Source organism: Desulfurispirillum alkaliphilum (assembly GCF_055378285.1).
In genome coordinates this window covers 2,035,597-2,056,276 of the sequence record NZ_AP042405.1, presented here as the reverse complement: position 1 = coordinate 2,056,276, position 20,680 = coordinate 2,035,597, and the positions used below count along the sequence as shown (strand labels likewise).

The following is a 20,680-nucleotide window of genomic DNA, read 5'->3' as shown; positions in this document are numbered from 1 at the left end:
TTTCACCTGATCAGGGGTTCTCTGTGGTTGCCGCAGAAGACGGCGGTCACAGGGGGAACTGGTGGAGTAACCGGCAGGGCGATGATATCTCCGGGGTAAAAAGTATACGCACTTCCCATCTGTCCTGCCAGAGGAAAAAGCATCCCGGAGTCGAAGGGAAGCACTTGTCTGCCTGCTGTCGTCTCCACTTCCAGGGCTTTGGGAGCCGAACACAGAAGGAAGCTCGAAAGCTGTAGCGTCTGCGCAGCATAACAGGGCGAGGCTGCGCACTGGTGGTCTGCCAGCCATGTGAACCCCAGGATACGCATCTGGCTGCTTGAGCCATAGCCGCATCGATTGCCGCAAACCAGGGCAATATGGAGAACTGGTTCACCCATGGAGGGCGCGAGGATATCCGTCCGGAAGTGGGCCGCGGATTTATGGTGGGTGACCTGTCCGTCGCTCTGAAGAAAGTAGATGTTTTCGCTGTAACAGAAGGGAATGCCTTCCAGTGAGGAAATGTCAGAGGTTTCGGGAGTTCTTATCCATTCATGGAAGAGGCTTCCCGCAATGGCCTGGACTCCGGTATGCTCCACCAGTCCGTAGCGCTCAACTTTGCTGCCCTGGCTTCGGAAGTGGAGGAATACCTGGTTGGTATGGTTCATGGGTGCAATTTTCATCGCGCCAAGATACGGGAAATATCGGGGAAAATGCAAGTAATGAGGTAAGCTTTCCCGTCAAGAGGACAGTTTAAAACGAGAACACTACTATAAAAGGACACCCACTTTTGGTGCCGCCTTCCGTGGTTAATCTCCCTTGCCTTACCTTGGCGGGCTTTGCGACCCCCGTGAGCGCAGCGAACGGGGGTGAGACCCTGCCTTTCCATTCGCGGTTCCTTTCGTGCCCTCCGTGCTTTCCATGGTTCACTTCTCCGGTTTCCCTGCCGCCCGCACTCAAGCGCCATGTGTGATGAGCACTTGACATCCCCCCGCTGCACTCTTTAAGCTGTTCGAGCTTTTTTCCGGTGTCCACAGGTGTGGATGAAAAGGGAAGAGGGGTGTAAATCCCCCGCGGACCCGCCACTGTAAGCGACGACAAGGGATCACATGCCACTGGCCACGGGCCGGGAAGGCGATCCGGAGGACGAATCGTGAGCCAGGAGACCTGCCGGAAAGGGTCACTACACTATCCTTCCCGGGTATGGAAGGTGGGTGCTGCAGGTCTATTGCTGAACACAGCCATAACGCCTCCTGCGTCCTCCCCACAACCGGGATACACAGGAGGCATTTTCATGCGTATTGGTTCCTTGTTGTATCCCGCTGCCATCAGTGCATCACTGATGTCCTTTGCAGCGGTATCCGTCCTTGCCGAAGAGGCAGCCCCCGTCAGACTGGAGACCACCGTCGTCACCGCCACCCGCACGGCCCAGACCGTGGATGAAACCCTGGCTTCGGTCACGGTTATCACCCGCGAGGAGATTGAGCGTGGCCAGTACCAGAGCCTGCCCGATTTGCTGGCGACCATTCCGGGGGTGCAGGTGAATCAGGATGGTGGTCTGGGGACAAACACCAGTATCTATCTGCGGGGTACGAGCACCAACCAGACCCTGGTGCTGGTTGACGGTATCCGCATTCGTTCGGCTACTACGGGAGCCGCTTCCCTCCAGTATATTCCCCTCAGTCAGATTGACCGCGTCGAGGTGGTACGCGGTCCCCGCTCCACCCTCTATGGGGCCGATGCCGTGGGTGGGGTTATTCAGGTGTTCACCCGCAGCGGCGAGGCCGGTACGCGGGGCGAGGTCACGGTGGGCGGTGGCAGCCACGGCACTGCTGAAGGGCGGGCCTTTTTTGCCACGGCCAGCGGCAACAGCCACTACAGCCTGGGTATCGGGCACCTGCGCAGTGACGGCATTGATGCCCAGAAGAACGATGTCCCCGACGCTTTTGGCTGGGGCAATACCCCCGATGAACCGGACAAGGATGGCTACCGGGAGGATTCCCTGAGTGTGCGCTTCGGCCATGAGTTTTCACCGGGCAATTCCCTGCAATTCACCGGGTTGCATGCCGAGGGTGAGAGCGAGTATGACGGCACAAGTCAGAACTCTGCCGACTTTATTCAGCAGGCCCTGGGCCTCACCCTGCACCTGCTGCCCACAGATACGCTCAGTGTGACTGCTCAGGCCAGCCAGAGCCAGGATCGTTCAGAAAACTTTCTGGATGGCACTTTCTCCAGCCTCTTTGACACCAAACAACAGCAGTTCAGCGTGCAGGGCGACCTCTTCCTGCGCGACAGCGACGTGCTTACCATCGGTAACGACTACACGAAGGACAAGGTGCGCAGCGACACGGACTACGACGAGCGCAGCCGCGATAACAGCGCCCTTTTCACCCAGTACCAGCTGGAGCATATGAACCACAGCATCCTGGTGGGTGTGCGCTACGACGATAATGAACAGTTCGGCAGCCACACCACGTACAACGCTGGCTATGGCCTGCGCCTTCCCCACGATCTGAAGCTGGACCTGAACTATGGTACGGCCTTCCGCGCCCCCACCTTTAACGAGCTGTACTACCCCGATCCCTGGGGTTGGGGCGGTGGAAACCCCGACCTGAAACCTGAGGAATCAACCAGTTACGAGATTTCGCTGCAGCAGTCCCTGCCGAATGCCTACTGGCGCACCAGTATTTTCCGCACGGAAATTGACAATATGATCAGCGGCTGGCCAGCGGAGAACATCAGTCGCGCCCGCATTGACGGGGTGGAACTGGATGGGGGCTACCGGCTGACCAGCCAGTGGAACATCAGCGCCGCCATTACCCTGCAGGATCCCAAAGACCGGGATTCGGGCAATCTTCTGGCCCGCCGCGCGGAGCAGATGGCGACGGTGAACCTGGATGGCGACTTCGGCAAGGCCCGCGTGGGCGTTACGGCCCAGGGCTTCAGCGAGCGCTACGACGATGGGGCCAACACGGTGCGCCTGCCCGGCTATGGGCTGCTGCACCTGCGGGGCGAGTATGACATTGCCCCCAACTGGCTCTTGCAGGCCCGTATAGAAAACGTTCTGGACAAGGAGTACGAAGAAGTGGCGACCTATAACACCCCCGGCCGCAGCGCCTATCTGTACGCCAGCTACCGCTTCTGATGAACGGCCGGACTGTCACCATACGGGCCCTGCTGGTCCTGCTGTGCCTCACCACCCTCCACTGGTCTGCCGTTGCGGGCCAGTGGACAGATGATATGGGGCGCAGCGTACGGCTGGACAGCCCACCCCAGCGCATTGTCTCCCTGGTGCCCAGTGTGACGGAAATCCTCTTCGCCATCGGGGCCGATGGGCAATTGGTCGGCGTAACTGACTTCTGCGACTATCCCGCCGAGGCGCGCCGCAAACCCCAGATGGGGGCCTACTCGGACCCCAGCCTGGAGGCCATTGTGGCCGCCCGCCCCAACCTGGTCTTCGCTTCGGCGGAGATGCACCGGCCCGGTTTTGTGGAGCGCCTGCAGCGCATGGGCATTGCGGTCTATGTGGTCAATCCCGGCACCATGGCGGAAGTGGTTGCTTCCCTGCGCGGCGTGGGCCGTGTGGCGGGCAGGGCTGCCCAGGCGGAAGAGCTGGCAACGTCCATGGAACAGCGCATCCGCGCGGTGGAGGAGCGGGCTGCCGGTAAGGTGCCGCCCCGTGTGCTCTTCAGCGTTATGGTCAATCCCCTGGTGGTGGCCGGACCCGGCACCATGACCGACGACCTGCTGCGGGTGGCGGGTGGCATCAATGTGGTGCCCGACGGCCCTTCCCGCTATCCCACCTGGGGCATCGAGGGGTTGCTGGCCATCGATCCCGAGGTGATTGTCGCCACGCCCCACACCGCCTATTCCACTTCCCACGAATACTTCCTGGCCTGGCCCCAGCTGCAGGCCGTACAGCAGAACCGCATTGTCAGCATTCACTCCGACTGGGTGCATCGCCCCGGCCCCCGCCTGGTTCAGGGTCTGGAAGCCCTGCACCAGGCCCTGCACGGGAAGGAGTAGGCATATGCTGCGCGCCACCCTGTCCCTCGCGATTCTGTCCCTGGCTCTGCTGCTGAGCCTGGGTATATCCCTGACCACCGGCCCCTACGACATCGGGCCGGGGCAGGTGTGGAGCGCCCTGTTCAGCACGGGTACAGAGGATATTCATCGCACCATCGTGCAGGAAATCCGCCTGCCCCGCAGCCTTTTAGCCCTCCTGGTGGGGGCCGCCCTCTCTGTGGCGGGGGCAGCATTCCAGGCGGTTCTGCGCAATCCTCTGGCCGATCCGTATATTCTGGGAGTTTCCGGTGGTGCCGCCCTGGGAGCCGTCAGCGCCTTTGCCCTCGGCATGTGGCTCACCTTCAGCGTGCCAGCCCTGGCCTTTGGCGGTGCCCTGCTGGCGCTGCTGGTGGTCTATCTGGTGGGGGGCACCCAGCGCACGGCGGCCCCGACCCTGATTCTGGCGGGTGTCATGGTGGGCAGCCTGGCGGCGGCCCTGTTGCTGTTTGTGCTGTGGAGCATGCCCGCCGACAGTGTGCGCGGGGCCATCTTCTGGCTGGCGGGCGACCTGAGCGCCGAAAACACCCGCTGGCTGCTGCCGGGTGCTGTGGGTGTACTGCTGGCCTGTGGTGGATTGTGGCTGATGGCTCCCGCTCTGGATATCTTCACCCAGGGGGAGGAGAGCGCGGCTGACCTGGGCCTGAGTGTGGCCTGGGCGCGGCTGGGGATCTTCTTTGCGGCGGGGCTGCTGACAGCCACGGCGGTGGCACTGGCGGGACTGATCGGCTTTGTGGGGCTGGTGATTCCCCATGTGGTGCGCCTGCTGTGGGGGCCGAACCATCGCTTCCTGCTGCCCGCTTCGGCCCTGCTGGGGGCGACCTTTCTGCTGCTGGCCGACACCATCGCACGCACCATCTTCGCCCCGGCCCAGTTGCCCGTGGGCGTGATCACCGCCATCATCGGCGCTCCCTGCTTCCTCTACCTGCTGCGGCGGCGGGAGGTGCACCTGTGATTCACCTTGAAAACCTGCACTTTGCCTATGGCCCGAACCCGGTGCTGCGGGACATCACCATGACCATCAGCCAGGGGGAGATCGTCAGCATCCTTGGCCCCAACGGCTGCGGCAAATCCACCCTGCTGAAGCTGCTGCGCGGCGTGCTGAAACCCCAGCAGGGCACGGTGAGCTGGCAGGGGCAGCCGCCCCATGCCATCAAGCGCCGGGAAATGGCCCGCCGCTGCGCCGTGGTTTCCCAGTCGGAACAGCCCCTCTTTGGCTATACGGTGGAGGAGATGGTCAGCATGGCCCGCTTCGCCCGCCTGGGGCTGACGGGCACTATGGGAGCCAGTGACCAGCAGGCCATTGAAGAGGCCCTGCAGGCCACCGACATCGTCCACCTGCGCCACAAGTCCATCATGCGCATCAGTGGCGGCGAACGCCAGCGGGTCTACCTGGCCCGTGCCCTGGCCCAGCAGGCCACGGTGCTGCTGCTGGATGAAGCCACCAGCTCCCTGGATCTGGACCACCGCTGGGATACGGCCCGGCTGCTGCAACACATGAACCGCCAGCAGTCCACCACCATCGTGCAGGTTTCCCACGACCTGGACCTGGCCGCCGCCACCTCCCACCGCATCATCCTGCTGAACGCCACCGGGCAGATCGTGGCCAGCGGCACTCCCACCCAGGTCTATACCCCCGAACACCTGGCCAGCGCCCTGCGGGTGCACGTGGCCGTCGATATCAACCCCCACAGCGGCACGCCCCGGGTCACCCCCCTGGGGAGCCTGCGCAGCCATGGGAGCAGCTGAAATGGACCGCCTGCTGAGCCCGACCATGAAGTGGTGGATGGCACTCTCCCTGGGCCTGCACAGCGTGGCACTGCTGCTGGCAGCCAACAGCTGGCAGCTGCCCTCGACGCTGACACTCGGGCAGACAGAGAACCAGGTGATGGTACACCTGCTGAAGCGCCCCCAGCCACCGGCTGAAACAGCAATGGCTGGGACACCACCCCAGCCCGAACCACCGACAACCATTGCCGAACCCGCCAAACAGACCGCGCCCCAAGTGACGCGGGAACCGACACCTGAGCCCCTCACAATCAGCGCGCCCCCACGGAAGCCCCAGAAGGCGGTTGCTTCTGAGAGCGTGCCAATGAATGTGGCAGGCACCGAGCAGCCAAGGCAGGCGGCCCCAGTGAGCACCCCGACCCTGGTGGCACCCCCACAGGCATCAGCCGCCCCAGCACCCGTGGCAGCCACCTTCGGCAGCCCCAGCGGCCCCGACTACCACCGACAGGTTCAGCCCGTCTATCCAGCCCTGGCCCGCCGCCAGGGCTGGCAGGGCACCGTCATCCTGCAGGCCATCATTGACGAGGCGGGCCAGATCTCTGACCTGGAAATCGTTCAGACCTCCGGCTACCAGGTGCTGGACCGCAGTGCCATGGAAGCCACTCTCGCCTCCAGCTATCGCCCGGCAGTGCTGGGTGGCCGCACCATGTCCAGTCTGGTTGAAATCCCCGTGCGCTTTGTATTACGCTGATACCGGCTCCCTGGAGCCCACTCTTTCACCTGCCTGGGGCAACCTATGAAAACCGTGAATATGGAATACCTGCGCAGCTGGATTGGCAGGCAGCAACACGATGAAGACACCCTGGATATTCGCCAGGCACAGCTGATGGCTGCCACCATCGACCATGGGAATGCCATACGACCAGGCGAACCCCTGCCTCCGTTGTGGCACTGGATCTACTTTCGCGAAGGAGCTCACGCTGCTGACCTTGGCCCCGATGGACATGGCCCCCGTGGCGACTTTCTGCCTCCGGTGCCCCTGCGCAACCGCATGTGGGCTGGTGGCCGGGTGGAGTTCCTCCGCCCCCTGATCATCGGCGACAGCGTACACAAGCATTCCCGCGTACTGGATGTGCAGCACAAGCAGAGCCGCAGCTGGGGCGAGCTGGTCTTCGTCACCGTGCTTCATGAACTGCGCTGCCGCGAGGACCAGCTGCTGCTGCGCGAAGAGCATGACATCGTCTACCGCCAGCCCCGACCTGTGGGTCAGCGTGACCCGTTGCCGGAAACACCGTACACCCCCTCATCCGGGGCAAAAACCTTCACCCCCGCTGCGACCACGCTGTTTCGCTACTCCGCCCTCACCTTCAACGGCCATCGCATCCACTACGATGCCGACTACTGCCGGCGCGAAGAGGGTTATCCCGACCTGGTCATCCACGGGCCCCTTATTGCCACGCTGCTGGCAGGGCTGGCCCGCCAGTGCCTTCAGGGAGATATGCAATCGTTCCACTACCGCGCCCTCAATCCAGCATTTCTGGGCGACACCATCTCCATGGAGACACGGCTGACCAATGGCGCAGCGACCCTGCTGGCCGTTCTGCCCGACGGACGCGTCGCCATGGAAGCCCAGGCAACCAAGGAGACACCATGAAGCCATCACTTCCAGCTTTACATGCCATGGAACAGGCGGCGTCCGTCGTCTACCGCTCCATGCCGCCCACACCCCAGTACCGCTGGCCGCTGCTGTGCCGGGAGTTTGGCGCCGACATCTGGGTAAAACACGAAAACCACACGCCCGTGGGTGCCTTCAAGGTGCGGGGTGGCCTGGTCTATTTTGCCGATCTGGCTGCCAGCAAAGCTCGCCCCCATGGCGTGATTGCCGCCACCAGGGGCAATCATGGGCAGTCGGTGGGTCTGGCTGCGCGCCTGGCGGGAATTGCGGCCACCATTGTCGTGCCCCATGGCAACAGCCGGGAAAAGAATGCCGCCATGGGAGCCCAGGGGGTCACGCTCATCGAACATGGCGCAGACTTCCAGGCGTCCCTGGAGTACGCGCGGCAGCTGGCCGCAGAGCGCGATCTGCACTTGGTTCCCTCCTACCATCCCCTGCTGGTGGCCGGAGTGGCAACGGGCGCGCTGGAACTGCTGCGCGCTGTCCCTGACCTGCAGCGCGTCTATGTGCCGATTGGACTTGGATCGGGGATATGCGCCATGGTGGCGGCGCGGGAGGCTTTGGGGCTTGCCACGGAAATTGTCGGCGTGGTGTCATCCCACGCCCGGGCCTACAGCGAGTCTTTTACCCGCAAGCAGATGACGGAAGCTGCCGTTTCAACAGTACTGGCCGACGGCATGGCGTGCCGGACGCCGGAGCCAATGGCCCTTGAGGTTATCTGCAAGGCAGTGGAGCGCATTGTGGAAGTCTCCGACCAGGAGGTTGCCGCGGCCATACGCATGCTCTACGAATGCACCCACAATGTGGCGGAAGGGGCGGGAGCCGCCGCTCTGGCGGCAGCTCTGCAGGAGAGGCCCCGCAATCAGGGCAGGCGCGTTGCCGTGCTCCTGACCGGGGGAAATATCGATCGAGAACTGCTGATGCGGGCACTGGACCAATGGTGATCCACCGACCGCAGGCCGCAGTGGCGCTCAGACCACCAGCAGCCTTTCAAGACGCTGCTCTTCCACAGGATCGGCCGGGAACATGGTGGTCTGCCCCCGGTACTCCATGAGCACACGGCTGCCACGTTCCACACTGCGCGCCGAATAGCGGGCCAGGATGCGCGCAGCCAGTTCGTGGTTGGCAGGGCTCTGCTTGCCGCGCAGGATAGCGACGGCGCCGCGCTCATCTTCCATGCGCAGGAAGGCGTCCCCCTCCCGGAGCAGATGCGGCAGGTAGCGGCACTCGGTTTCATTGCGGCCGATGGCCAGGCGGGCTTCATCCAGGATAAGCTGGCGACCGATCATGCTCAGGCGCACGGTGGCCTCATCCATCTCTTCAAAGGGGCTCTCCATCAGGTGGCGAATGCGTCGCGCCATGCCTGGATCGGTAAGGAAGCATCCTCCGGCGGGACTGGCGTATTCGGTGATCCCCAGCTCCTTTGCCAGCTGCATCTGCGGCTTGCGACTGCGATTTTTGAAGGCGTAGAGTTTTTCCCGGTCCAGCAGTCCCAGGGTTTCCAGCTCCACCTCGGGCATCAGCTGCTGGCTCAGGGGGCGCACGATTTTCCCCTCCAGTCCCGCGAGCTTTTCAATGCGACGCAGGGACTTCGGCATCTGGCTCATGGGGCGCTGGCCCATCACCTCGCCGGTCACTATGGCCAGGGCACCCTCTTCCTCCATCATGCGGCGCAGGGTGCTGAAAAAGAGAACCTTGCAGTCAATACAGGGGTTCACCTGGGAACCGTAGCCATACTGGGGATTCCTGACGATGCCGATATGGGGGATGGCCATATCCACCAGGCGCAGGGTACAGCCGATGGTGGCCTCCTTGGCGCGAATATAATCTTCGGGGCTTTCTTTCAGGTAGCTGCGCCCGAGAAAGGGTGAAGTAAACTGGATGGCAAGCACTTCGAAGCCCAGCTCCACCATGACACGGGCCGCCAGGGTTGAGTCGAGGCCACCGCTGTACGCTGCCAGTACTTTCGGTTTTTTCATGGATATACACCTTGATTCGTTAGAGTGTTGTGAGGTATTCCTGATATGGTCGCCAGGCACGGGGAGAAAACTGCCAGCATTTCTCCTGACAACGTCCGGATACCCGGAAACGGGACGCCGGAAACATAACAAATTCGATAGACATTCGCCATATTTTTTTCCGGGGGGTTTGATGCCCATCGATCTGCACGCACACTCCACGGCTTCCGACGGCTCCGATTCGCCAGCAATGCTGGCCAGCCGCGCTGCCGAGGCCCATCTGTCGGCCCTGGCCCTCACCGACCACGACACGGTGGCGGGGGTTGAGCCCTTCATGCAGGCGTGCGCGCTCTGTGGCGTTGAGGGGATCGCCGGAGTGGAAATTTCGGCACTGCACATTCTGCGCGGCACCATACCGCTGGGCGTGCATATCCTCGGCTACTTCTTCGATGGCGTTTCCGATGGCTTTGAAGAGGCGCTCAGCTGCATGATGGAGGCCCGGGAGGAACGCAACCTGGCCATGATCACCAAACTGCAGCGTCTGGGCATTGCCATTGAGCTTGAGGACGTCAGCGCCCTGGCACAGGGCGATGTGGTGGGCAGGGTCCACATGGCCCAGGCCCTGATGGCTGCCGGTCATTGCCGATCCATCAACGAAGCCTTCAGCCGCTATCTGGGTCCGGGTGGCAAGGCCTATGTGCCCAAGGAGCGTCTCAATCCCCAGCAGGCCATCGACCTGATCCGCAGCCACCAGGGGTATGCCGTGCTGGCCCATCCGGGTACTCTGCCGCTGCGGGGACACAGCGAATATTATCCCTTCATTGAAAATCTTGTGAGCAAGGGGCTCGGCGGCGTTGAAGCCCACTATCCGTTCCATAGCCCATCCCAGCGCACCCTGTTTTGTCGGATCGCCAGAAGTCTTCAGGTTGTCGTCACCGGCGGCTCCGACTATCACGGACAAAACCGGCCAGGCATAGAGCTTGGTCGTGGCGACGGCAGTCTGCAGCTTGAGTACGCAATGCTGGAACAGATGCGTCAGTGGTACCGTGAACATCAATAAAAGTGCATATGGAAAGAATTCCCGGCGGAAGTGTTTTGAACGGTCCTGCCATGAGAAAAGACTTTTCTCGTGGTGCGCAATTGGCTATGATACGTTTTACCCCGAATACGGGAACTGAGTTCAAGGCATAGGTGATTGAATATGTGTGCGTTTCCCCAGACCAAGGCATCACTCGACTGGAGCAATCTCTCGTTCAGTTACATGGACACCGGCAGCCGCTACCGTGCCTGTTACCGCAATGGTTCCTGGGATGCCCATATGTCAGCGGACAAGAACATCACCCTGCCGGAGGGCTCACAGGCCCTCAACTACGGGCAACAGTGTTTTGAAGGGCTAAAGGCCTACACCACTGCCAGCGGTGACGTGGTGCTCTTCCGCCCGGACATGAACCTAGCCCGCATCAACCGCTCTGCCCGCCGCCTGCTGATGCAGGAGATTCCGGCTGATATTTTCATGGAGGGACTGGAGCGTGTTGTCCGTGAAAATTACGCCTTTGTGCCCCCCTATGGCCATGGAGCTTCACTGTATCTGCGCCCACTCTATCTGGGCATCGGCGACAACCTGGGGCTGAAATCGGCTTCGGAGTTTCTCTTCACGGTTTACTGCAGCCCCGTTGGCCCCTACTATAAAGATGGCTTCAAGCCCATTCACCTGATGGTTTCCGACTATGACCGCGCGGCTCCCCACGGAACCGGCAACGTCAAGGTGGGCGGTAACTATGCTGCAGGCCTGCTGGCCAGTCAGGAAGCCCGCCAGAAGGGTTTTGCCGAAGCCATATTCCTGGACGCCACCACCCGCACCTATATTGACGAAGTGGGAACTTCAAATTTCTTCGGCATTACCGCTGACAATACCCTGATCACACCGGTGTCCTCATCGATTCTGGAGAGCATCACCCGCCTCTCGCTGGTTGAGGTGGCCCAGAGTATGGGCATGAAGGTGGAACAGCGGCCAGTGGCCCTCAGCGAGCTGGAAAACTTCGTGGAGGCCGGCTGCTGCGGCACTGCTGCTGTCATCACTCCCATCAGCCACGTGACCAGTGGCGAGCGCACGTACCAGTTTGGTGATGGAGTTTCCGCCGGTCAGATGACGACCCGCCTCTATGAACGTCTGCTTGACATTCAGCTGGGCAAAGACGAAGAATTCTCCCACTGGCTGCACAAGGTCATATAACCCGGGAAGGATGTGCCCCCTTGGACGATTTCCAGTACATGAGCCGTATCTCCATTCTCTATGTGGAAGACGAAGACGAAATACGCCATACCCTGACCCGCTTTCTGCAGAAGCGGGCCAGAGAGGTTCATGTGGCATCCAATGGGCAGGAAGGACTTGAGCTGTTCCGCAAACACCGCCCCCATGTCGTGGTGACCGACATTCAAATGCCGGTCATGGATGGTCTGGAACTGGCCAGGCACATCAAGGCCATCGACATCACCACCCCCATCATAATCACCACGGCCTACGATGATTCCAGTTTCATGATGGAGTCCATCGACCTGGGCATTGAAAAGTACATCAAAAAGCCCCTGCGCACCCAGATGCTCTTCACGGCCATCGACCGCGCTGCCCAGACCCTGCTGCAAAAACGCGAGCTGGAGCAGCAGAACCGCATTATCCAAGCCATTCTGGACAACAGCCCCGGTTTCATTGCCACCTTTGTGAATAACCAGATCACCTACATGAATAAATCGTTCCTGCAGTATCTGGGCTACACCTGCCTGCCTGACCTGATGGCGGAGCACAGCCAGCTCAGTGACTTCTTTGTGGAAAAAGATGGCGTCTTCTACGCCCAGGAAGGCCGTGAAACCTGGCTGCAACAGGTTCAGCAGAACCCGGATCAGGAGCACATTGTCTTTGTCAAAAGCCCTGAACAGCTGAAACTTGACGCCCAGGCCTACATCGTGAGGGCGAATCTCATTTCCGCTTCCGCCAACCCTGATGTAGCCCACCAGATCTGTGTAGTGACCTTTGCCAATGTAACTGAGCTGGAAATGGAGAAGCAGCGCTTCCAGGAACTGGCCATGCGCGACCCCCTCACTGATATCCTCAACCGCAAGTTCTTTGTCCAGGAGCTGGAGCGTGAAATCGCCCGTTCGGTGCGCTACAACCACACCTTCTCCCTGGTCATGTTCGACATCGACCGATTCAAGCCGGTGAACGATACCTATGGCCACCAGGTGGGTGACTATGTGCTCAAGGAAGTCGTCACCCTGGTGAGTTTCCACATGCGCCGCACCGATGTCTTTGGCCGCTACGGTGGCGAGGAGTTCATCATTCTCCTGCCGGAGACCGGCCTTGAAGGGGCCTGCGCTCTGGCAGAGAAGATTCGCGAGACCATCGACAGCCACATCTTCGACTTCATTGAACACCTGACCTGCAGCTTCGGCGTTGCGGAGTTCAACAACGAGCTGACCTCCTTCGAGCTGATCAAGCGCACCGACGATGCCCTCTACAAAGCCAAGAACAACGGCCGCAACCGCATCGAGCACTCCTGAGTCAGGTTTGGCATCTTGTCGTCCTGGGTTCAGACATTATTGCTCTGATGTTGACCACGCGGAAACCGTATTGCTTTTGCATGCTTGACTCATCGGGTATTTCTCTTTTCGTGAGACGCCGTCTGTACAGAGCCACTCCCTCATTTCAGCAGTTCATCAGAGCAGACGCCGACAACCCGCTTTTGCGGGAGTGCGAACGGTACGTCCTGAGATATCACCGGCCCTCAACTGCCGGTGACGATTTCCCCTTCCATGGACTGACCATCGTCCGCCAGGCCACTCAGTCGCACCAGCTGCTTTGAGCGGCCAGTGGGGTTCTCCCTCAAACGGACGCTGATATAGTTGTCCGTCTCACCCTTGAGGTACCCCGCTCCCTTCTCCAGAAGAACCCATCGCTGCTGGCCAAGGCAGGATCGATGAAATCGTTCCTGCAGGTGCGCGGCAACCGCCTGCAGCCGCTGCACGCGCGCGTGTTTCTCATGGTCCGGGCACTGGTCGGGCAGATCCACTGCCTGGGTGCCGGGACGCCCGCTGAAGGGAAAGATATGGAGATAGTCCAGCGGGGAGCTTTCAATGCGCTGGCAGATGCTTTCGAAGGTGGCTGGACTCTCACCGGGAAACCCCGCGATGATATCGGTGCCAATTTTCAGGAACGGGTCAATGGATTTCACCTGTTCCATGACCTTCAGAGCCTCCGACCAGCGGTAATGACGATTCATCAGGGCCAGGATACGATCATCGGCACTCTGCAGGGAAATATGGAGGTGGCGGCAGAGTTTGGGGTGGTTCAGCAGCCCGAGGATAGTCTCGTCGATTTCCGCAGGCTCAATGCTGGACAGGCGCAGCCGTCCCAGGTGGGGTATCTCCAGCAGGCGCTCCATCAGGCGCCCCAGGCTGGATGGCTCCGCCAGATCCTTCCCGTAGCTGCCGATGTGTACGCCGGTCAGGATAATCTCGTCGAAGGTGTGAGCCAGCTCCGCCGCTGTTTCCAAGACGTGCTCCATTTCGATACTGCGGCTGGGGCCACGGGCAATGGTCACCAGGCAGTAGCTGCAGGTATTATCACAGCCGTCCTGTATCTTCAGGTTCACCCGTTCATCGCCACTGGCCTGGGCGATGAGCTTCAGGGGAGCACTGTGCTCCGAAAGCACCCCGACACTGTGGGGAACCTGACGCAGCAGCGTGGTGACCAGGGCATTTTTCTCCTGGTTCCCGAAGACCATATCCACGTAGGGCAGTGCCAACAGATCTTCCATGGCCGTCTGGGCCATGCAGCCGATGATGGCGATGGTGGCAGCGGGATTTTCGCGGCGGGCCCGGCGGGCGTAGGCAAGGGTCTTGCTATCGGCCCGTGCGGTTACGGTACAGGAGTTGACCAGCACAAAATCCGCCTGACCGGGATGCTCTGCCTGGCGCATTCCGCTGAGGATAAGTTCTTCTTTCATCATGGCTGATTCCGCCTGGTTGAGTCGACATCCCAGGGTCTTTATGTAAAATGCCTGCATGTTTCGTGCTCCACAAAAAGTTTGCCCTTTATATCACGGTTTACACAGCTATGGGAAAGATGATATAAGGGCCCACGATTTTTTGTTGGAGGGATCTGTGCTGAAGCATTTCCATACATTTCTGCTTGTATTTCTTGCCTGTGTCACATTCTCCCTCTCTGCTCTGGCCGCTCCTCCCATAGACCGCATAGAAACCGAAGGCCTGACCACCATGAGTCACCGTGCCTTCCTGGATCGCATCCGCATTTCGCCTGGCCAGGCCCTTGACCCGACCATTCTGACCGAAGATATCAAGAGCCTCTACCAGCTCGGAAATTTCGAGGATATCCGTGTCTACCGCACCAGTGTTGATGGCGACGAGGTGCTGCGCTTTGTATTTGTCGAACGCCCCCGTGTTGGCTCTTTCAGCGTAGAGGGAAACAGACGCATTCGAACCGACCAGATTGAAGAGGCGCTCTCTGTGGAGCCCAATGCCATCTACAGCCCCGAACTGGTCGCCCGACTGCGCGAAGGGCTGAGACAGATCTATGACAGCCGGGGAATGCAGGATGTGGTCATCACCGATGAGTCCACATTCCGCGCCAGCACCCGCACCTATGACATCGTCTTCCGCGTACAGGAGGGCACCCGCGCGCGTATCACCGACTTTATCTTTGAAGGTGCTTCCTACAAGCGCAAGGATTTCTACCGCTATATGGAGAACCGGGAAGAGCGCTGGTACTCCTGGCTCACCGGGCGCGGAAACCTCTCGCGGGTCAAGGCGGAAATGGATGTTCAGCGTCTCCAGCAGTTCTACTTCGACCGAGGCTACCTGGATGTCGCCATCAGCGGCCCCGAATATCTGCTCCAGGATAACGGCAACTATATCATCCGCTACCAGATTCAAGAGGGAGATCGCTACCGCCTGCGCACAGTGCAGTTCCGCGGTGCCCGCGATCTCGTCACCCAGGAGCAGCTGCAGGAGGCCATGAAGGTCAAGGAAGGTGAATACTTCAACTCGTCCAGGGTGCACGAGAGCATCGTTGCCATCACCCGACTCTTCGCGAATCAGGGTTATGCCGATGCCAGCGTTCGCCCCATGGATGCCATGGATTCCAATAACCTGGTCGTCGACCTGACCTTCCAGATAACGCCAGGTGAACCCTATACTATCGGTTTTGTGGATATCACTGGCAACAACAAGACCCGTGACAAGGTCATCCGACGCCAGATGCAACTGCTGGAGGGCGATGAGTACAGCGCCGCTGCCGTCGATGAGTCCAGGCGCCGTCTGAACAACCTGCGTTTCTTTGAAGAGCTGCGTCTGCAGGAACGCAAGACCGATCAGCCGGGCGAAATGGATATTGTCGTCGATGTACGCGAGGCCCCTACCGGCATGTTCAACCTGGGTATCGGCTACAGCACCGTGGACAAGATTGTCGGCACCACCAGTGTCAGCCAGGGGAACCTCTTCGGGCGTGGCCAGGTGCTGAACTTCAGTCTGGAAAAAAGCTCCGAGCGCACCTACTACTCCGTGAGTTTTACGGAGCCCTACCTGTTTGACCGCGACATCAACTTCTCGCTCTCCTTCTATGATCAGGTGCGGCAGTACACCTACTACGACGACCATCGTCGTGGGTTCTCCGTCACCCTCGGTCGCCCCCTCTTTGAAGAAGTGCGGGGGAACATCCGCGTCAAGCACGAGGAGATCAATATTCGCGATGTGGACAGTCAGGCTGCCGATGTCATCAAAGAGATGGAAGGCAGCGCCACCACCCGCAGCATCATGCCCTCCCTCAGCCGCAATACCCTCGACAACCGCTGGCTGCCCACGCGTGGCACCCGCTCAACCCTCTTCGTCGAGTATGCCGGTGGCGATATCGGCGGAGACAATAACTTCATCAAGTACGGCCTGACTCACAGTATCTACCACCCGCTCTGGGCCAGACTCATCGGCGCGGTCAACGTGGAGATGCGTTTTGCCGAGGGGCACTCCGGCAGTACCTCGATCCCCCCCTACGAACGGCTCTACATGGGCGGCATCAACTCCATGCGCGGCTATCGCTTCCGCGAAGTGGGGCCCAAGGATAAGACAGGCGAAGCCCAGGGCGGCTACAAAAGCTTCCTGACGAACCTGGAAATGCTCTACCCCCTGAACGAAGACGGCTCCCTGCGCTTTGTGCTCTTCTACGACATCGGGAACGTCTACGACCGCGGAGAGAACTACCTGGACGACGTGCTGCGCAGTTACGGCTATGGTATCCGCTGGCTGACTCCCGTTGGCCCCCTGCGCCTGGAGTATGGCTATAAGGTCGACCCTGAGCCGGGTGAAAGCCGAAGCCGCCTTGATTTCACCATCGGAACCATGTTCTGATGTAACTATTCACATCCAACCTGCGATTTTTACGCATGAGCGCCAGCGTTCCGAGAGCGAGCCTGGATGGCGAGCGGCAGAGACTCGAACCATGGATGAAAGTGAGCGTCTCTGGGAGGAATGCTGGCACGATTGCCAATGTACCGTGAATAATTACGTTCTGATAAGATATCCCAAGGCAGACCGCGAAGAGTCTCCTTATCTTTTCCGAATTTCTGGTGTACTATAGGCAACAAAGGAAAACGGCCGACCAGGAGTTTCTCTATGGCAACAGAGCACCGCACCATACAGATCTTGATCGTCTTTCTGATGCTGGCCCTTATGATCCCGGCCACCGTCATGGCGCAGCAGGGGGGGGACTGCCGTTACGGCTATATCGACGTACAGCGCGCCATCGACAGCTCCCGCTCCGGCAGTCAGGCCATCGAAAAGGTCAAGCAGGAGTTTGAACAGAAACGCAAGGTCATTGAGGAGCGTAAAGCCGAACTGGCGCGCGTCAAGGAGCGTCTTGACAGTAACCTTGGCACCATGTCCGAGTCAGAGCGCAAGCGCTCGGTGGATATGTACAACGTGGACCTGCTCAATCTGCGCAACTTCGTGGAAGATGCCAACCGGCAGCTGGAAGCCCAGGAGCGCACTCTCACCAGCCGTATTGTCAGCGAAATCAGCGCCCTGGTTCATCAGTATGGCCAGGAAAACAATTACTGCTATATTTTCGAGCTGAAGACCAGCGGCATCCTCTATGCCAATGAGGCCCAGGATATCACCAGCATTATAGTCAGACTCTATGATCAGCAGCAAAACGGAAGGAACTCACGTCGGTGAACACGATACTCCTCAGTGAAATCGCGGCCCATGTACAGGGGGAGCTGGTCGGTTATGACCGCCCCGTCAGCGGAGTGCGGGAAATACAGCACGCCGGGCCGGAGCACATCACCTTTTTTCTTAACAGCAAATACCAGAAATACCTGACCACAACCCAGGCGGCAGCCGTGCTGGTGGATCGCCACCATCCCCAGTGCCCGGCGGCTCAGATTATCGTCAGCGACACCTATTACGCCTACTCCCGGGTGCTGTGGCTCTTTCATCCCCCCAGAAAACCAGTGGATATTCTGCCCTCCCATATCCACCCCGAAGCCCACGTGGCGGAAGACGCCATTGTCAGTGGAGCCCTTGTCGCACGGGGGGCCACCATTGAAAGTGGCTGCGTGATCCACCCCGGCGTGCATGTGGGCGAGGGCGTCACCATCGGAAAAAACTGCCTGCTCTACCCCGGTGTCGTGATCTATGCGGGCTGCCACATTGGCAGTAATGTCATTGTTCACGCCAACAGCGTCCTGGGCTGTGATGGCTACGGTTATGCAACCCACCAGGGCGTTCACCATAAGATCCCCCATGTGGGCACCCTGGTCATTGAAGATGATGTGGAAATCGGCGGTTCAACGGTGATCGACCGGGCTGTGCTCGGCGAAGCCCGCATCGGCCGCGGAACAAAAATCGACAACCTGGTGCATATCGGGCACAATGCCAGGATCGGGGCCCACTGCTTCATTACGGCCCAGTGTGGATTTGCCGGCTCAGCCACCATCGGCGACTATGTGGCCCTGGGAGGCCAGTGTGGCGTCAGTGGCCATCTCAGTGTCGCCAGCCGCACCATGTTCGCCGCCAAGAGCGGCATCACAAAATCCATCGATGAACCGGGAACTTACGCGGGATATCCCGCAGTCCCTCAAAAACAATGGCAGCGGGAAGTCGCCGGCATACGGCGCCTGGACGCTTTGCAAAAAAAAGTACAGCAGCTGGAGAGCACTCTGGCTGCCCTGCTCGAAAGGAATGCCCATGAACGTGACTGAGATTATGCAATACCTGCCCCACCGCTACCCCTTCCTCCTCATCGACCGGGTTCTGGATATTGACCTGGAAGGCCAGAAGATCACGGCCATGAAGAACGTCACCTTTAACGAACCTTTTTTCCAGGGGCACTTTCCCGGCCACCCCATCATGCCCGGCGTGATGATTGTTGAGGCCATGGCCCAGGTGGGCGGAATACTGGGCCTGAAGCTGCTGCAACATGAAGGACACAGCACGGATAACTGCCTCATCTACTTCATGACCGTGGACAAAACCAAATTTCGCGTTCCCGTGGTTCCCGGCGATACCCTGACCTTCAAGATACACATGACCAGACGCAAGGGAGCCATCTGCCAGCTGGAAGCCCAAGCCTTTGTGGACGATGAGATGGTCTGCGAATCCCAGCTCAAAGCCATGATCAAAGTCAACGGGGATACCTGAGATGTCCATCCACCCTACGGCTCTTGTATCACCGGACGCCGCCATTGAAGACGGCGCCTCCATCGGCCCTTACTGCATCATAGACGGCAATGTCACCATTGGTGCCGGCACTGTCATCCACGCCCATGTGTGCGTGCGCTCAGGCACGACCATCGGCAGGGACAATGAGATCTTCTCCTTCGCCAGCATCGGTGAGATTCCCCAGGATCTGAAATTCAAACGCGATGAGGACACGCGCCTGATCATCGGCGACAACAACACCATCCGCGAATTCGTGACCATGAACCGGGGCACCACCCATGGAGGCGGCGTGACTTCCGTCGGCAACCGCAATCTCTTCATGGCCTACTCCCACCTGGCCCACGACTGTGTTGTCGGCAGTGGCAATGTCTTCGCCAATAACGCGATTCTGGCTGGTCACGTCACCGTACAGGACAATGCTATCCTTGGGGGTATGAGTGCCGTGCACCAGTTCTGCACCATCGGCGAAGGTGCCATGCTCGGCGGCGGCTCCATTGTGGTGCAGGATATCACCCCTTTTGTCATCGCCCAGGGCAACCACGCCCGGGTGATCACCATCAACAAGATCGGCATGCAGCGCCGTGGATTCAGTGCCGATGAAATCAGCGCCACCAAGAAGGCCTTCCGGATCCTCTTCCGCACCACCATGACCAAAGAAAGTCGCGAAGCGGCTCTGGAGGAGCTGGCTGCCAGCGCTCCTCCAGTGGCAAAAATGCTGCAGTTTTACCGTAACTCACAACGAGGATTGGCCCATTGCAGGAACCGTCAGTAGGAATCATCTGCGGGCAGGGGGATTTTGCCCGGCTCGCCATAGACGCGTACCGGAAAAAGGGCTATCGCACTTTTGCCATTGTGCTGCGCGAAGAGAACACCATGGAAGTGGCAGACAAGGCCGACCGTTCCATGGAGCTGCCCATTGAGAAGATCGGACGCATTATCCGGTTTTTCCGTGATCATGGTGTCACGGATCTGCTCTTTGCCGGCAAGGTGCACAAGAAGGTGGTTTACCGCACCATCTTCACTGATATCACCGCCATGCGCCTTTTGCGCCGCTTCAAGGATCACCGTGACGCCTCCATGATGAATGTCATCATGTACTTTCTCGAGGAGGAGGGATTCCGTATCCTCCCACAGACACAGTACCTCGAAGAGCTTCTGGCTCCCAAGGGCGTGATCTGGGGAAAGATAGAACCGGATCTGGCCCGCGATATTCAGTACGGCTATCGCATCGCGCGGATGCTGGCTGATGAGGAGATCGGCCAGACAGTTGCCGTGCTGCGGGAAGCCGTGGTAGCGGCAGAGGCGCTGGAGGGAACTGACCGCACCATCGTGCGCGCTGGTGAACTGGCCAGGGATACCACCATTGTCAAGGTGGAGAGAACCCGCCAGGATCTGCGCTTTGATGTTCCCGTGGTAGGCCTGGAGACGGTCACCTGGGCCGTTCAGGCACGCTGTCGCTGCCTGGCCATGGAAGCGGAAAAGGTCTTCTTCTTTCAGCGCGAAGAGTCCATCGCCCTGGCTCGGAAACACAACCTCGTACTCTATGGGATCTGAT

The 20,680-nt window shown here is 59.8% G+C and carries 19 protein-coding genes and 1 riboswitch; of the genes, 16 read left to right on the top strand and 3 right to left on the bottom strand.

Annotation, left to right across the window (positions count from 1 at the left end; all coding sequences use genetic code 11):
* Positions 1 to 2: 2 nt before the first annotated feature.
* Positions 3 to 644 (bottom strand): hypothetical protein, encoded by a 642-nt coding sequence (locus tag ACZ46I_RS09265; protein ID WP_464280609.1) that lies wholly within the window; start codon positions 642 to 644, stop codon positions 3 to 5.
* 340 nt (positions 645 to 984) lie between these two features.
* Positions 985 to 1,165: riboswitch (cobalamin riboswitch) on the top strand.
* A gap of 105 nt (positions 1,166 to 1,270) precedes the next feature.
* On the opposite strand from ACZ46I_RS09265, the gene ACZ46I_RS09260 reads away from it, so the two are divergent.
* The 7 genes from ACZ46I_RS09260 to ACZ46I_RS09230 are packed head-to-tail and all read left to right on the top strand — an operon-like array spanning position 1,271 to position 8,385.
* The gene (locus tag ACZ46I_RS09260; protein ID WP_464280608.1) at positions 1,271 to 3,121 is read left to right on the top strand and encodes a TonB-dependent receptor domain-containing protein; all 1,851 of its coding nucleotides are present in this window, start codon (positions 1,271 to 1,273) and stop codon (positions 3,119 to 3,121) included.
* Positions 3,121 to 4,002, top strand: a complete 882-nt coding sequence (locus ACZ46I_RS09255) for a cobalamin-binding protein (protein ID WP_464280607.1) — start codon at positions 3,121 to 3,123, stop codon at positions 4,000 to 4,002. The genes ACZ46I_RS09260 and ACZ46I_RS09255 overlap by 1 nt, the downstream gene beginning before the upstream one ends.
* A 4-nt stretch (positions 4,003 to 4,006) precedes the next feature.
* Complete coding sequence (locus tag ACZ46I_RS09250; protein WP_464280606.1) at positions 4,007 to 4,993, top strand: FecCD family ABC transporter permease; 987 nt, start codon at positions 4,007 to 4,009, stop codon at positions 4,991 to 4,993.
* The gene (locus ACZ46I_RS09245) at positions 4,990 to 5,787 is read left to right on the top strand and encodes an ABC transporter ATP-binding protein (protein WP_464280605.1); all 798 of its coding nucleotides are present in this window, start codon (positions 4,990 to 4,992) and stop codon (positions 5,785 to 5,787) included. The genes ACZ46I_RS09250 and ACZ46I_RS09245 overlap by 4 nt, the downstream gene beginning before the upstream one ends.
* Positions 5,774 to 6,517 carry an energy transducer TonB gene (locus ACZ46I_RS09240; protein WP_464280604.1) on the top strand — a complete coding sequence of 248 codons (744 nt, stop codon included), beginning with the start codon at positions 5,774 to 5,776 and terminating at the stop codon, positions 6,515 to 6,517. The genes ACZ46I_RS09245 and ACZ46I_RS09240 overlap by 14 nt, the downstream gene beginning before the upstream one ends.
* A gap of 45 nt (positions 6,518 to 6,562) precedes the next feature.
* Positions 6,563 to 7,420 (top strand): HTD2 family dehydratase, encoded by an 858-nt coding sequence (locus ACZ46I_RS09235; RefSeq protein ID WP_464280603.1) that lies wholly within the window; start codon positions 6,563 to 6,565, stop codon positions 7,418 to 7,420.
* Positions 7,417 to 8,385: a threonine dehydratase gene (locus ACZ46I_RS09230; RefSeq protein WP_226507673.1), complete on the top strand. Its 969-nt coding sequence runs from the start codon at positions 7,417 to 7,419 to the stop codon at positions 8,383 to 8,385. Before ACZ46I_RS09235 ends, ACZ46I_RS09230 begins: the two co-directional genes overlap by 4 nt.
* A gap of 27 nt (positions 8,386 to 8,412) precedes the next feature.
* On the opposite strand, the gene ACZ46I_RS09225 is transcribed toward ACZ46I_RS09230, so the two are convergent.
* Complete coding sequence (locus ACZ46I_RS09225) at positions 8,413 to 9,420, bottom strand: thiamine biosynthesis protein (protein ID WP_464280602.1); 1,008 nt, start codon at positions 9,418 to 9,420, stop codon at positions 8,413 to 8,415.
* Positions 9,421 to 9,592: 172 nt separating this feature from the next.
* Between ACZ46I_RS09225 and ACZ46I_RS09220 the strand changes: the two genes are divergently transcribed.
* The 3 genes from ACZ46I_RS09220 to ACZ46I_RS09210 all read left to right on the top strand — a co-directional run bounded on the left by ACZ46I_RS09220 (position 9,593) and on the right by ACZ46I_RS09210 (position 12,954).
* The gene (locus ACZ46I_RS09220) at positions 9,593 to 10,459 is read left to right on the top strand and encodes a PHP domain-containing protein (protein ID WP_226507674.1); all 867 of its coding nucleotides are present in this window, start codon (positions 9,593 to 9,595) and stop codon (positions 10,457 to 10,459) included.
* A gap of 141 nt (positions 10,460 to 10,600) precedes the next feature.
* A complete protein-coding gene (locus ACZ46I_RS09215; protein ID WP_013506225.1) occupies positions 10,601 to 11,632 on the top strand; it encodes a branched-chain amino acid aminotransferase in 1,032 nt (343 codons plus the stop codon).
* A gap of 20 nt (positions 11,633 to 11,652) precedes the next feature.
* On the top strand, positions 11,653 to 12,954 hold the full coding sequence (locus ACZ46I_RS09210) for a GGDEF domain-containing response regulator (RefSeq protein WP_013506226.1): 1,302 nt from the start codon (positions 11,653 to 11,655) through the stop codon (positions 12,952 to 12,954).
* 224 nt (positions 12,955 to 13,178) lie between these two features.
* On the opposite strand, the gene mtaB is transcribed toward ACZ46I_RS09210, so the two are convergent.
* The gene (gene mtaB, locus ACZ46I_RS09205; RefSeq protein WP_464280601.1) at positions 13,179 to 14,459 is read right to left on the bottom strand and encodes a tRNA (N(6)-L-threonylcarbamoyladenosine(37)-C(2))-methylthiotransferase MtaB; all 1,281 of its coding nucleotides are present in this window, start codon (positions 14,457 to 14,459) and stop codon (positions 13,179 to 13,181) included.
* Positions 14,460 to 14,556: 97 nt separating this feature from the next.
* Here mtaB and bamA point away from each other — a divergent pair, with 97 nt between their 5' ends.
* The 6 genes from bamA (at position 14,557) to ACZ46I_RS09175 (ending at position 20,679) form a co-directional block, all read left to right on the top strand.
* A complete protein-coding gene (gene bamA, locus ACZ46I_RS09200; protein WP_464280600.1) occupies positions 14,557 to 16,812 on the top strand; it encodes an outer membrane protein assembly factor BamA in 2,256 nt (751 codons plus the stop codon).
* Between the two features lie 264 nt (positions 16,813 to 17,076).
* Complete coding sequence (locus ACZ46I_RS09195) at positions 17,077 to 17,637, top strand: OmpH/Skp family outer membrane protein (RefSeq protein WP_226507678.1); 561 nt, start codon at positions 17,077 to 17,079, stop codon at positions 17,635 to 17,637.
* Entirely contained in the window at positions 17,634 to 18,665 is a 1,032-nt protein-coding gene (gene lpxD / locus ACZ46I_RS09190; RefSeq protein ID WP_464280599.1) for a UDP-3-O-(3-hydroxymyristoyl)glucosamine N-acyltransferase, read from the top strand. The genes ACZ46I_RS09195 and lpxD overlap by 4 nt, the downstream gene beginning before the upstream one ends.
* Positions 18,652 to 19,104, top strand: coding sequence for a 3-hydroxyacyl-ACP dehydratase FabZ (fabZ, locus tag ACZ46I_RS09185; protein ID WP_464280598.1), 453 nt, complete (start codon positions 18,652 to 18,654; stop codon positions 19,102 to 19,104). The genes lpxD and fabZ overlap by 14 nt, the downstream gene beginning before the upstream one ends.
* A 1-nt stretch (position 19,105) precedes the next feature.
* Positions 19,106 to 19,897 (top strand): acyl-ACP--UDP-N-acetylglucosamine O-acyltransferase, encoded by a 792-nt coding sequence (gene lpxA, locus ACZ46I_RS09180; RefSeq protein ID WP_464280597.1) that lies wholly within the window; start codon positions 19,106 to 19,108, stop codon positions 19,895 to 19,897.
* A complete protein-coding gene (locus tag ACZ46I_RS09175; protein ID WP_464280596.1) occupies positions 19,879 to 20,679 on the top strand; it encodes an LpxI family protein in 801 nt (266 codons plus the stop codon). Before lpxA ends, ACZ46I_RS09175 begins: the two co-directional genes overlap by 19 nt.
* Position 20,680: the final 1 nt, after the last annotated feature.